Raw genomic sequence first — 13,035 nt, 5'->3', positions numbered from 1 at the left:
GTGGACGGTGATGTTGCCTTGCCGGCCCGGGCAATGGGGACCATGGGATGCGCACTGTGATCAAGGCGGCCTACGCCGCCCCCGCCATGGGGTTGGCGGGCCTGGGGCTGCCGCTGCTGATCTATCTGCCGGAATACTACGGGACGGTGATAGGCCTGCCCCTGGGCCTGGTGGGCATGGCCTTCCTGGCGGCCCGCCTGGCCGATATCATTGTCGACCCGCTGGCGGGCGCGCTGATGGACCGCGTGCGTACGCGCCATGGCCGCTTCCGGTTCTGGCTGGCGGTGGGCACGCCCCTGCTGATGCTGTCGGTCTACGGCCTGTTCATGCCGTCCAAAGGGACGGGATTCAGCCACCTGGTCCTGTGCCTGGCCGGCACCTATGCCGCATGGTCGCTGTGCTTCGTCGCCCATCTTGGCTGGGGTGGCACGCTGTCGGATGACTATGACGAGCGCAACGCCATTTTCGCCTGGTGCCAGGCCCTGTTCCTGGTGGGTGGGCTGGCCATCACCGCCATCCCCCTGCTGCCCGCCCTGCGCGCGGCGCCGGAGCATGCCCTGCCCGCCATGGGCTGGTTCATCCTGCTGAGCCTGCCGGCGGGGGTGGCGCTGGCCTTGCTGCTGGTGCGGGAACATCCGGCGGGGCGGCGGCGCGTGCCTGGCTGGCGCGACTATGCCCGTCTGCTGGGACAGGCCGGCATCGCCCGGCTGCTGGCGGCCGACCTTCTGTCCAGCATCGCCGTCTATGCGGCCGGTGGCGTGTTCTTCTTCTACTACGGCGTCTTCCACGGCCTGGCCCCGGCACAAACGGCGGCCCTGCTGTTCGCGGTGAAGCTGGGCGCCATGCCGGGCGCCTATCTATGGAGCCGCCTGGGCAGCCTGCTGGAAAAGCATCGCGCCATGGCCGTGGGCTTCGCCGGCTTGGCGATCATGACGCTGGTGGTGCACCTGGTGCCCTGGTCCGGCCTGACGGTGGGCATGGCCATCCTGGGCGTGTTCGGCGTCTTCCTGTCCGCCGACCCGGTGCTGGTGCGCTCCATGATGGCCGACCTGGGCGACGAACGGCGGCTGACCACCGGCGCGGACCAGATGGGTGCCTTGGCCGCGCTGCTGTCCGTTTCCGACAAGATGGCGGCGGCCATCGGCCCGGCCCTCGCCCTGGCCGCCCTGGACAAGGCCGGATTCGATCCACACGCGCCCCGGCAAACACCCCTGGCGCTAACCATGCTGGCCACGGTCGCCATCTGGGCACCCCTGGTTCTGCAGGCCGGGGCCGCCCTTCTGGTCCGGCTGCATCCCCTGACCGCCAGCCGTCACCAAGCCATCCGGACCGAACTGGCGGTGCTGGAAGGCGGCTGAGCAGACCGATCGTCCTCAAATCACTCAATTATATGAATTGACCGCCCCGGATGTTGGCCAGCCAGCCCATCGCCCGCGTCGATGGCGCTGCGGTACCATGCAGCGGCACCATCACAGCACCCGGCGCACCCAGCTTTCGACCAACGGCGGCACACCGCCGCGCTGCATGCCGACCAGGCGTTCGCGCAAGTCGGCGGTGGTGGCCCCGCCCTCGCCGTTGCCGATGACGAAGTCGCCCTCCGCCGTCCGCACCGTGCCGATGGCCGACACCACGGCGGCGGTGCCGCAGGCGAAGGCCTCACGCACCCGGCCCGTCGCGGAATCCTCCTTCCACTGCGCCAGGGAGTACGGCTGCTCCACCACCGTGCGGCCCAAGGACCGCGCCAGCTGGATGATGCTGTCGCGGGTGATGCCCGGCAGGATGGTGCCGCTCAAGGGCGGCGTCAGCAGGCTGCCGTCGTCCATGACGAAGAAGACGTTCATGCCGCCCAGTTCCTCGATCCAGCGATGCTCGGCGGCATCCAGGAACACCACCTGGTCGCAGCCGTGCTTGCTGGCCTCCAGCTGGGCGATCAGGCTGGCGGCGTAGTTACCGCCGCACTTGGCCGCACCGGTGCCGCCGGGCGCCGCCCGGGTGTAGTTATCCGGCGCCCAGATGGTGATGGCCTTGGCGCCGCCCTTGAAGTAGGCACCCACCGGGCAGGCGATGACGCAGAAGATGTAGTCCGACGCCGGGCGGACGCCCAGGAAGGCCTCATTGGCGAACATGAAGGGGCGCAGGTACAGGCTGCCTTCCCCGCCCGGGACCCACGCCTCATCGATGCGCACCAGCTGTTCCACGGCCTCCAGGAACAGCTCCTCGGGGATCAGGGGCATCGCCATGCGTTCCGCCGATTCCCGGAAGCGCCTGGCGTTCGCCTCCGGCCGGAACAGCGTCACGCCACCGTCGGCCGCGCGGTAGGCCTTCATGCCTTCGAAGATTTCCTGGGCGTAGTGCAGGACGGCGGAGGCCGGATCGAGGGTGAACGGTACCCGCGCCGTCACCTTGGCATCATGCCAGCCCTGGCCCTCGGTCCAGCGGATGGTCACCATGTGGTCGGTGAAGACCTTGCCGAAGCCGGGGTTTTCCAGGATGCGCGCCAGCGTGGCGGCGTCGGTGGGGGTGGCGGTGCGCGCGATGGTGAAGGTCATGGGGTGTTCCAAGGTCAGATATGCCAGGATCAAATGTGGATGGCGTGGCCCAGGGCCTTCAGCGCGCTTTCGTTCACGCCTTCGCTCAACGTGGGGTGGGCATGGATGATGCCGGCGACATCCTCCAGCACTGCCCCCATCTCCAGCAGCGTGGCGAACTGCCCCGCGAGCTCGGAGATGTGGCGGCCCACGGCCTGCAGCCCCAGGATGCGGTGATCGGCCTTGCGCGCCACCACGCGAACGAAGCCGCCGTCGTCGCCCGCATCCATGGACAGGGCCCGGCCGTTGGCGGCGAAGGGGAACTGGCCCACGACCGTCTCCACCCCCGCCGGCACCTCATCGGGGCCCAGGCCCACGGTAACGATCTCCGGCTCCGTGAAGCACACGGCGACGATAGCGACGGGGTCGAAGCGGCGGCGATGGCCGGCGATGATCTCCGCCACCATCTCCCCCTGCGCCGACGCCTTGTGCGCCAGCATGGGCTCCCCCACCACGTCACCGATGGCATAGACGCCGGTGGTGGGCGTGGCGCAGCGGTCATCCACCGCGATGAAGCGGCCGTTCATGGCCAGGCCCATGGCCTCCCGCCCCCAGCCCTCGGCATGGGGCCGCCGTCCCACCGTGACCAGGATGTGGTCGGCCGGCAGCACCTGGCGGTGGCCGTCCCTGGTCTCGATGGCCAGGCCGGCGCTTTCTTCGCCCAAGGCCTTGGCGCCCAGGTGCAGGGCGACGCCGTGCTTTTCCAGCCAGCGGCGCACCGGCTGGGTCAGCTGGGTGTCGTACAGCGGCAGGATGCGGTCCTGCGCCTCCACCACCGTGACCTGGGCGCCCAGTTTGGCATAGGCGATGCCCAGCTCCAGCCCGATGTAGCCCGCACCCACCACCACCAGCCGCTCCGGCACCTTGGCCAGCGACAGGGCGCCGGTGGACGAGATGACCTTACCGCCTGGTCTCCCAAACGGCAGGTTGGGCAGCTCCACCGGCAGCGATCCTGTGGCCAGGATGACGTTCTCCGCCAGCACGGTGACGGGGCCGTCGGCCGTTTCCACCGTGCAGCGCTTGGCCTCGCTGAACACGGCCTTGCCGGCCAGCGTGCGCACCTTGGCCCGCTTCAGCAGGGCGGTGACGCCGCCGTTCAGGCGGTCGACCACGCCGTCCTTCCAGGCCATGGTTTCCGCGAAGTCGAGTTCCGGCTTGGCGCCCAGGTGGATGCCGAAGCGGCCGGGACCGGCCGCCGCCAGGGTCATCTCCTCATAGAGGCCGGCGGCGTGGATCAGCGCCTTGGACGGGATGCAGCCACGGATCAGGCAGGTGCCGCCCAGGCGTTCGGCATCCACCAGCACGGTGTCCAGCCCCAGCTGGCCGGCGCGGATGGCGGCGACGTAGCCGCCCGGCCCGCCACCCACCACCAGAAGGGATGTCTTGATGGTCTCGGCCATGACGTCAGTCCATGAAGATGAGGGCGGGATGTTCCAGCAGGCGCTTCAGCCGCTGGATGAAGCGGGCGGCGTCATAGCCGTCGACGATGCGATGGTCGAAGGAGGACGACAGGTTCATCATCTTGCGCACGGTGACGAAGGACCCGTTGACCACCGGCCGCTCCACCAGCTTGTTGGGGCCGATGATGGCGACCTCCGGATGGTTGATCACCGGCGTGGCGGCGATGCCACCCAGGGGACCCAGGCTGGTCAGCGTGAGGGTGGACCCGCTCAGCTCGTCCCGTGCGGCGCTACCGTCGCGGGCGGCCTTGGACACGCGCGCCAGTTCGGCGGCGCAGTCCCACAGGTCGCGCGTCTCGGCATGACGCACCACCGGCACGATCAGGCCATTGGGCGTCTGGGTGGCGATGCCGATGTGCACGCCCTCATAGGTGTGCAGCACCCCGGCATCGTCGTCGTAGCGGCTGTTGATGTGCGGGAATTCAGGAAGCATGCGGACCACCGCCCGCATGAAGAAGGGCAGCAGGGTCAGCTTGGGCTGATCATCCCGCTTGTTCTCGTTCAGGTCCTGGCGCAGGGCCTCCAGCTCCGTCAGGTCGCATTCCTCCACATAGGTGAAGTGGGGGATGCGGCGCTTGGACTCCTGCATCTTCTCCGCGATTTTGCGGCGCAGGCCGATCACCCGGGTCTCCTCCACGCCGTCGCGCGCCGCGTAGCGCGCGTCGCCGGTGGGGAGGGCCCCGCCGCCGGTGATGTAGGCGTCCAGGTCCTCCGGGGTGATGCGGCCGCCGGGTCCGGTGCCGGGCACGTACTGCAGGGGGATGCCCAGCTCATGCGCCCGCCGCCGGGTGGCCGGGGCGGCCAGGGGGGCGTCCTCGGCCAAGCGCGTGGCGAAGGCCGCCGCCTTCACCGGCCGGGGCTTGGGCTGCGCCACCGGCTGGCGTGCCGGCTTCGCTTCAATCTTCACCGGTTCCGGCTTGGGCTCCGGCTTCGGTTCCGGCTTCGGTTCCGGCTGGGCTTCCGCCTTGGGCGCGGGGCGGGCGGCGTCGGCGTTGCCGGCACCCTCCACCTCCAGTTCCACCAGGACGGCGCCGACGGCCATCATCTGGCCGACCTCGCCATGGATGGCGGTGACGACGCCGTCCACCGGGCTGCTCATCTCCACCGTCGCCTTGTCGGTCATGACGTCGACCAGGTCCTGGTCCTCGCGCACCCGGTCGCCCGGCTGCACCCGCCATTTGACCACTTCGGCCTCGACCACGCCCTCGCCCACGTCGGGCAGGCGGAACAGATAGGTGCCCATGGGTTCAGTCCTCCATGACGCGCTTCAGGGCCGCGGCCAGGCGCGACGGGCCGGGGAAGTAGTCCCACTCGAAGGCGTGCGGGTAGGGGGTGTCCCAGCCCGCCACACGGCCGATGGGGCTTTTCAGGTGATAGAAGCAGCGTTCCTGCACCAGGGCCGACAGTTCCCCGCCGAAGCCGCCGAAGCGCGACGCCTCATGCAGGATGACGCAGCGGCCGGTCTTCTTGACCGACGCCACGATGGTGTCGATGTCCAGCGGCACGATGCTGCGCAGGTCGATCAGTTCCGCATCCACGCCGGACTCCTCGATGCCGGACTTGGCCACGTGCACCATGGTGCCGTAGGCCAGCACCGTGGCCTCCCGCCCCTCGCGCACGACGGCGGCCTTGCCCAGCGGCACGGTGTAATGGCCCTCCGGCACGTCCGATCCGGGGGCCTCGGCCCAGGTCTTCAGCGCGCGGTCGTGATGGCCGTCGAAGGGGCCGTTGTAGATGCGCTTGGGCTCCAGGAAGATGACGGGGTCGTCATCCTCGATGGCGGCAATCAGCAGGCCCTTGGCGTCATAGGGGTTGGAGGGGATGACCGTCTTCAGGCCCGTGACATGGGCGAAGATGGCCTCCGGGCTCTGGCTGTGGGTCTGGCCGCCGAAGATGCCACCGCCGTAGGGGGAGCGCACGGTGATGGGCGCCCAGAATTCCCCGCCCGAGCGATAGCGCAGGCGCGCCGCCTCCGACACCAGCTGGTCGAAAGCCGGCAGGATGTAGTCAGCGAACTGGATCTCCGGCACCGGCCGCAGACCGTAGGCCCCCATGCCGATGGCGGTGGCAATGATGCCGCCCTCGGAGATGGGCGTGTCGAAGCAACGCTTCAGCCCGTGTTTCCTCTGCAGGCCGTCGGTGACGCGGAAGACGCCACCGAAATAGCCCACGTCCTCACCGAACACCACGACGTCGGGGTCCTGGCTCATCTTGACGTCCAGGGCGGAGTTCAGGGCCTGGATCATATCCATCTTGGGCATGGTGTCAGACCCCCAGCTCACGGCGCTGTTCCAGGACCCGCCAGTCGGGTTCCTTGAACACGTCTTCGAACATCTGGCTGACCGGCGGCTTGGACTGGCCCAGGGTGCCGATGCCCTCCCCCTCCTTCACGGCGGCGCGCACGCCCTCCGCCAGCTCCGCCTCCATCTGGGTATGGCGCTCGGCCGACCACTCGCCACGGGCGATCAGGTGGGTCTTCAGCCGTTCGATGGGGTCGCCCAGGGGCCAGGCCGCCGCCTCGTCCATGGGGCGGTACTTGGTGGGGTCGTCGCTGGTGGAATGGCCGGCGGCGCGGTAGGTCACGAACTCGATCAGCGTGGCGCCCTTGTTGGTGCGCGCCCGTTCCGCCGCCCAGGCCGTGGCCGCCCATACCGCCAGGAAGTCGTTGCCGTCCACCCGCAGGCCGGGGATGCCATAGGCGATGGCCTTGGCGGCGAAGGTGGTGGTCTCCGCCCCCGCGATGCCGGAGAAGCTGGAGATGGCCCACTGGTTGTTGGTGACGCACAGGATGACCGGGGCGCGGTAGACGGCGGCGAAGGTCAGCGCCTCGTGGAAGTCGCCCTCCGCCGTGGTGCCGTCGCCGACATAGGCCAGCGCGATCCTGGTGTCGCCGCGATAGGCCGACGCCATGGCCCAGCCCACCGCCTGGCTGAAGCGCGTGCCCAAATTGCCCGACAGGGAATAGAAGCCGTACTTACGCGCCGAGTAGAGGATGGGCAGCTGCCGGCCCTTCAAGGGATCGCGGGCGTTGGAGAAGATCTGGTTGACCAGGTCAATGACGGGATAGTCCCGCGCCAGCAGCCAGCTGAGCACCCGATATGTCGGAAAGCACATGTCGTCGCGGTCCAGCATCATGGACTGGGCGGCGCCAATGGCCTCCTCCCCCGTCGACTTCATGAAGAAGCTGGTCTTGCCCTGGCGCTGGGCGCGGAACATGCGATCCTCGAACACGCGGGCCTGGGCCATGACCTTGAGGCCCCGACGCAGCGTCTCCGCATCCAGGCCGGGGTCCCAGGGGCCAACGGCCTGGCCCTGATCGTCCAGCACGCGGATCAGGCCGTAGGGCAGGTCGCGGATCTCGGGCTCCGCCACACCGGGGTCCGGCCGGCGGATGCTGCCAGCGGGCGAGAAGGTCAGGTGGTCGAAACGCGGCGTCTCCCCCGGCCGGGCGGCCGGCTCGGGAATGTGCAAGGTCAGCGGCGGCCTGTCGGCGGCGCCGCCGGATTGGTTGTGGGGCGACATTTTCTGGGTCCCTCCCGTGCCTTCCTGTGGCCATAAGGATGTGGGGTGGGACCGGGAAAAAAATATCTGATACGCCGTAAGTCCGGCCGTAATAGAAATGGACAACGCGCGAAACGGGGGGATTTTAGGATGGCGATTGCGTTGGACCGGATAGACCGCCGCATCCTGCTGGCCCTGCAGGAAAACCCGGACCTCTCCACCGCCGACCTGGCGGCCCGGGTCGGCCTGTCGCACACCCCCTGCTGGCGCCGTCTGAAGCGGCTGGAGGAGGAGGGCATCATCCGTGGCCGGGCGCTGCTGCTGGACGCCAAGGCCCTGGACCTGCCCATCACCGTCTTCGCCGAAGTGCGGCTGAAGCAGCATGACGAGGACACGCTGGACGCCCTGGAGCAGATCGTCCGCAGCCGGACGGAGATCGTGGAGTGCTTCTCCATGAGCGGAGGCGACGGCGACTATCTCATGCGCGTCATCGTCAGCAGCGTGGAAAGCTATGAGCATTTCCTGAAGAAGGTGCTGCTGCATCTGCCGGGCGTCGCCGCCGTCAATTCCCGCTTCGCGCTCAGCTGCGTCAAGTTCACCACCAGCCTGCCGATCGTGGTTTGACGGTCCCCGGCCCGCTCATCCCCGCCCCTCCGTCCGGGGAATGAACCCGGGCACGCCGGTTTCCACCACGCTGTTGAACCGGATGTCCTTCCCAATCCCGTGCCGGATCTCCTCCATGGCGTCGTCCGGCAAGGCCGAGATCTCAAAGTTCTCCCGGATATGGTCGGGGTTGGTCGAGGTGGTCAGGAACGCCGTGCCCCGCTGGACGGCCCAGGCGAGGGCCACCTGCGCCGGCGTTCGCCCCAGGCCCGCCGCAATGTCCTTCAACACCGTGTCCTCAAGCACCCTGGGTTCCATGGCATGCCCCAGGGGCGCGAACGCCTGCAGGACGATGCCATGCGCCCGGCAGAAGTCGAGCAACTCCCACTCCTGCAAGTAGGGGTGCGATTCCACCTGCACCATGGCGGGCTTGATGCGCGCGATGGCGACAATCTCCCGCAGCTTCGCCAGCGTGATATCCGACAGGCCGATGGAGCGGCATCGTCCCTCATCCACCAGGCTTTCCATCGCCCGCCATGTGTCCGCCAGCGTGATCCCCGGGTCGTAGAGCACACGGCCCTCCCCATCGCGCGGATCGGGATCCTCGCCGGGCTGGAAGGCGAAAGGTGTGTGGATGATGTAGCAATCGACGGTCTCGACCGCCAGCCGCCGGCAGCTCGCCTCCAGGGCTGGGCGAACGCGTTCGGGGCGGTGGTTGGTGTTCCATAGTTTGGTGGTCAGGAAGATGTCCTCGCGGCGCACCGTGCCCGCCTCGATCCCTTCCCGTATGGCGTCGCCAACGGCGGCCTCGTTGCCGTAACGTTCCGCGCAATCGAAATGGCGAAAGCCCGCGTCCAAGGCGGCCCTGGTCGCCCGCCGGGTGACAGTCGCATCGGGGATCAAGGTGCCGAAGCCCACAGCGGGAATCGCGCCCGGCCCATGGGCGGAAGGAAGCATCACGTGGGAAAGAGAATGGATGGTCGTCATGGTCATAGTCCCTTGCCGGAAGTGGTGTGGCGCGTGAACGAACCCGACGCGTTGCCGCCGAGCGCGATGAAAAACTGCACCGTGTCCAGGTGGCGGGCCGTCCTGGCGCGGATGTGGCCCAGCAGCGCCCGCTGGTAGGCCCGCTCGGCATCCAGCACCTGCAGGACGCCCGTCTCGCCCACCCCATAGGCGGCTCGGTTCAGGCGCAGGCTGGTCGCGGCGGCGGTCAGCGCGCGCTCCTGCGCCGAATAGGCCTCCGCATCATGGCTGATGGCCTGGAGCACGTCGGCCACCTGCCCCAGTGACCTGACCACCGTGCGCTGATAGGTGGCCAGCGAGGCCCTGTAGCCATCGATGGCTGCCCGCCGGTTCGCCTCCAGCATCCCGCCATGGAAGACGGGACCGGCCAAGCTGGCGGCGACGCTCCAGAGTGAGCTGCCGGCCTGGAACAGGGACGTGGGATCCGCGCCCGCCTGGGTCAGCGAGCCCGACAGCGTCAGGTGGGGGTAGAGATCGGCGGTGGCCACGCCCACGGCCGCGCTGGCGGCGCGCAACTCAGCCTCCGCCACCAGGATGTCAGGCCGCTCATGCGCCATCTCGGACGGCAGGCTGAGGGGCAGATCGGGCGGCCGCGTGAAGTCGTCCAAATCGAAATCGGGTGGGTCGAAATCTGTCGTCAGCCCACCGGCCGGCCCCAGCCCCGCCAGGACGGACAGCGCATGCCGCGCCGCGTCGTGTTGCTGGGCCAGCGGAGGCAGCAAGGTCTGGTCCTGCGCCAGCTGCGTTTCCGCCAACGCGATATCGGGCTGGCCGACACCGCCCTGACCATGGGCCGCGCGCAGAAGCGTCAAGTTGCGTTCGTCATCCGCCAGCAGGGCCCGCACCGCCGCGATCTGGGCCCGTGCGGACGCCAGGGACAAGGCCTGGACCGCGACGTCGCCCGTCAAGATCAGGTAGGCCGCGTCGAAGCGATGTCTCTCGGCATCGGCAAGCGCCCCCTGCCGCTCGATGAGCCGCCTGGTGCCGCCGAAAAGGTCGAGGTCGAAACTCACCCGGGGGCCGACCGCATAGAAGCTGGAGGTCGCGGGCGGCGCCCCTGACCGGCCCCGGCCGATATCGGCACCCCAATCCACCTGGGGATAGAGGACGCCCCCGGCAGCCCTGACAGCTTCCGACGCCTGTTCGATCCGGGCCTCGGCGATCCTGAGATCGAAATTGCCGTCGATGGTGTGCCGCATCACGCGATTCAGCGCCGGTGACCGGAACACCGACCACCAGTCACCCTCCATCCGGGTACCGAGCGTGACGCGCTGGGTGCCACTGCCTTCCAGGGCGAGGCGCCGCTCCGCCTCATGATCGTAATGGGTGGAAGGCGGATCCGCCGGCGGCGTGAAGTCGGGGCCAAGGGTGCAGGCTGACAGGACCACCAGCAACAGGGCCGCCGGGGCCAGTGTCGGGAGCAATCGTCCCATCGGGACGGAAGGCGCGGACATCATTTCGCGATCTCATCGGCTATCGGTTGCTTGACCGGGCGCGGGGTGCGGAGAAAGGGCACGAGCGGGCCGGCCGCCAGCATGGCGATCATCAGGATCTTGAACTGGCCGATGATGGCGACGGTCGCCGCTTGGCCGGTCACCATCTCATTGACCTGGACCAACGCCGGCCCGACCCCCGACGACAGGCCATGGACCGCGGCGCGATAGGGGGTGAAATTCCTGGCCAGCGCCAAGTGCACCGCCTGGGTATTGCCGTAGAAGAAGATCTGGACGACGGCGATACCGATGGTGCTGCCGTACAGGCGCGACAGGTTGAAGAGCGCCGCCCCCTCGGCATGGAAGCGGCGGTCAAGCGTGCTGAACGCCGCCTTGGCCAAGGCCGGCAACAGGATGCCCAGGCCGGCCCCCTGCAGCACGCCCGCCATCGCCACAGGTCGCCAATCCATCGCCGGCGAATATCCCAGCATGCGCCAGTTGGCGTAGACGACAAGGGCGACGCCGGCGAAGGCCAGGACGCGCACATCAATCCGCGCCGCCGGCCGGCTTGCGATCAGCAACGTTCCCACCAGTGCCACGCCGCGCGGGATGGCCATGTAGCCGGTGGTGTCGACCGGATAGCCGAACAGTTCCTCCAGCATCGGTGAGGTCAGCGCCAATGTCGGCAGCAGGACAAAGCCGGCGGCGAAGGCCATGACCACCGACAGGACGAAGTTGCGGTCCCGGAACAGCGCCTTGTCGAGGAAATGCGTCCTGGCGGTCAGGACGTGGATGATAAAGAGGTGGAAGCCCAGGGCCGACGCCACGGCCTCCGCCCAGATTTCGGGCGCGGCGAACCACTCCAGGCGCTCCCCCCGGTCCAACAGCATCTGCAAGCCCACGATGCCCAGGGAAAAGGTCGCCAGCCCCAGGAAATCAAAGCGCGGGTTTCGCTCCGCCCTCTTTTCGGACAGCCACAGCGTCACCACCAGCAGCACAAATCCGGCCAGCGGCAGGCTGACGTAAAAGATGGAGGGCCAGCCGTGATGGTCGCTGAGCCAGCCCCCCAGCGGCGGACCGCTGCTGATACCGGCCAGCATGCACGCCGTGGCGGCCGCCCCGACCTTGGCCTGGTGCGCCGGCGGCGCCTGGTCCTGCAGGATCGCCAGGGACAAGGGCCCCAGCGGACCGCTTGCAGCACCCTGGAGGATCCGGGCCAGGATGAGCTGGGCGCATGTGGTCGCCCAGGTGGCGGACACCAGGCCCAGGATGAAAAGGATCATGGCAGCCTGGAACACGGCCCTGCGGCCGCAGCGGCCCGCCAGCCAGCGGGTCATCGGCATGACGACGATGCCGGCCGTCACGTAGGAGGTGAATATCCAGCCGATCTCGTCGTCCGCCATCGACAGCGTGCCCTGCATGTGCGGCAGCGCGGCGTTGGGAAGCGAGATGTTGACGCCCTGCATAAAGGTCGCCGCGAAAGCGGCAAGCGCCAGCGCGCGCCGTCCACAGGGCGCAGGGCTTTGGAAAAGGGTCGCCATCATTTGACCGCCCCCGCCTTCAGCGCGGGCCAGATGGCGGAAAGCCAGGCGCTGCGGTGTCCGGTCTCAACCCGCGCGGTGACGCTGATGCCCGAAAAGGGCGGCCAGTTGGGCGCCGCGCCGTCGTCGAACTCAATACGCACCGGCAATCGCTGGACGACCTTGACCCAGTTGCCCGTGGCGTTCTCGGGCGGCAGGATCGCGAAATCCGATCCGGTGCCCGGGCTCATGCTGACGACATGCGCCTGGAGGCGACTATCGGGAAAGGCATCGATACGGATGGCCGCCGCCTGGCCGGGCCTCATGTGGGTCAGGTCGGTTTCGCGGAAATTGGCCTCGACCCAGACCTGCCGGCTGGACAGCAGGGTGAAGACGGCGGCACCGGGATTGACGAAGTCGCCGACCTGAAGTTCGTCGACCCGCGTCACGACCCCATCGTCGGGCGCCGTCACGGTGGCATAGGAAAGATCCAGCCGAGCCCGGTCCAGGTCCGCCTTCGCGGCCCGGACCGAGGGATGACGGTCCACCTCGATGTCCGGATTCCCATTCAAGGCGGCCACGGTGTTGGCGATCTGCTGTTCAACCGACGCGATGCGCCGGCGCGCGACCTTCAAATCCGTCTCCGCCCGTTCATAAACCGCCCGCGACGTGAAGTCGGACGCCGCCAAGGCCTTCTTACGGGCATAGTCCCGCTCGTTGAAATCCGCCGAATCCCTGGCGGATTGCAGCTCCGCCTGCTGCTGGCGATATGTGGCCTTCAACGCGACGATCTGAAGGCGCGCGCCATCCAGCCGCGCCTCGGGCTGGTCGATCGCGATCCGGTAGGGCTCGGGATCAATGCGGAACAGCATTTGTCCCTTCGTGACGCGCTGGTTGTCCGCCA

11 protein-coding genes are annotated in these 13,035 nt (G+C 68.5%); 2 read left to right on the top strand and 9 right to left on the bottom strand.

Features of this window, described 5'->3' with window-relative positions:
* Nucleotides 1-47 precede the first annotated feature (47 nt).
* Nucleotides 48-1,358, top strand: coding sequence for an MFS transporter (locus tag I55_RS04560; RefSeq protein WP_049973822.1), 1,311 nt, complete (start codon nt 48-50; stop codon nt 1,356-1,358).
* A 111-nt stretch (nt 1,359-1,469) separates the two neighbouring features.
* On the opposite strand, the gene I55_RS04555 is transcribed toward I55_RS04560, so the two are convergent.
* Genes I55_RS04555 through I55_RS04535 form a run of 5 tightly spaced genes read right to left on the bottom strand, consistent with a single transcriptional unit; the run spans nt 1,470 to nt 7,570 of the window.
* On the bottom strand, nt 1,470-2,549 hold the full coding sequence (locus I55_RS04555; RefSeq protein WP_044559331.1) for a branched-chain amino acid aminotransferase: 1,080 nt from the start codon (nt 2,547-2,549) through the stop codon (nt 1,470-1,472).
* 29 nt (nt 2,550-2,578) lie between these two features.
* Nucleotides 2,579-3,988, bottom strand: coding sequence for a dihydrolipoyl dehydrogenase (lpdA, locus tag I55_RS04550; protein WP_044559321.1), 1,410 nt, complete (start codon nt 3,986-3,988; stop codon nt 2,579-2,581).
* 4 nt (nt 3,989-3,992) lie between these two features.
* A complete protein-coding gene (locus I55_RS04545) occupies nt 3,993-5,291 on the bottom strand; it encodes a dihydrolipoamide acetyltransferase family protein (RefSeq protein ID WP_044559320.1) in 1,299 nt (432 codons plus the stop codon).
* Nucleotides 5,292-5,295: 4 nt separating this feature from the next.
* Nucleotides 5,296-6,309, bottom strand: coding sequence for an alpha-ketoacid dehydrogenase subunit beta (locus tag I55_RS04540; protein ID WP_044559319.1), 1,014 nt, complete (start codon nt 6,307-6,309; stop codon nt 5,296-5,298).
* Nucleotides 6,310-6,313: 4 nt separating this feature from the next.
* Nucleotides 6,314-7,570, bottom strand: a complete 1,257-nt coding sequence (locus I55_RS04535; RefSeq protein ID WP_044559318.1) for a thiamine pyrophosphate-dependent enzyme — start codon at nt 7,568-7,570, stop codon at nt 6,314-6,316.
* Between the two features lie 129 nt (nt 7,571-7,699).
* On the opposite strand from I55_RS04535, the gene I55_RS04530 reads away from it, so the two are divergent.
* Nucleotides 7,700-8,173 carry an Lrp/AsnC family transcriptional regulator gene (locus tag I55_RS04530; RefSeq protein WP_044559317.1) on the top strand — a complete coding sequence of 158 codons (474 nt, stop codon included), beginning with the start codon at nt 7,700-7,702 and terminating at the stop codon, nt 8,171-8,173.
* A 15-nt stretch (nt 8,174-8,188) separates the two neighbouring features.
* On the opposite strand, the gene I55_RS04525 is transcribed toward I55_RS04530, so the two are convergent.
* The 4 genes from I55_RS04525 to I55_RS04510 all read right to left on the bottom strand — a co-directional run.
* The gene (locus I55_RS04525; protein ID WP_044559316.1) at nt 8,189-9,139 is read right to left on the bottom strand and encodes an aldo/keto reductase; all 951 of its coding nucleotides are present in this window, start codon (nt 9,137-9,139) and stop codon (nt 8,189-8,191) included.
* Between the two features lie 2 nt (nt 9,140-9,141).
* A complete protein-coding gene (locus I55_RS04520) occupies nt 9,142-10,602 on the bottom strand; it encodes an efflux transporter outer membrane subunit (RefSeq protein ID WP_199902461.1) in 1,461 nt (486 codons plus the stop codon).
* Nucleotides 10,603-10,631: 29 nt separating this feature from the next.
* Nucleotides 10,632-12,155: a DHA2 family efflux MFS transporter permease subunit gene (locus tag I55_RS04515; RefSeq protein ID WP_044559314.1), complete on the bottom strand. Its 1,524-nt coding sequence runs from the start codon at nt 12,153-12,155 to the stop codon at nt 10,632-10,634.
* Nucleotides 12,152-13,035, bottom strand: an 884-nt coding sequence (locus I55_RS04510; protein WP_044559313.1) for an HlyD family secretion protein, incomplete at its 5' end; no start/stop codon positions are given. The genes I55_RS04515 and I55_RS04510, both read right to left, overlap by 4 nt.

Source organism: Azospirillum sp. B4 (genome assembly GCF_000333275.1).
GTDB lineage: Bacteria > Pseudomonadota > Alphaproteobacteria > Azospirillales > Azospirillaceae > Nitrospirillum.
The sequence above is the reverse complement of the archived record's forward strand: the minus strand, read 5'-3'. Positions and strand labels throughout refer to the sequence as shown.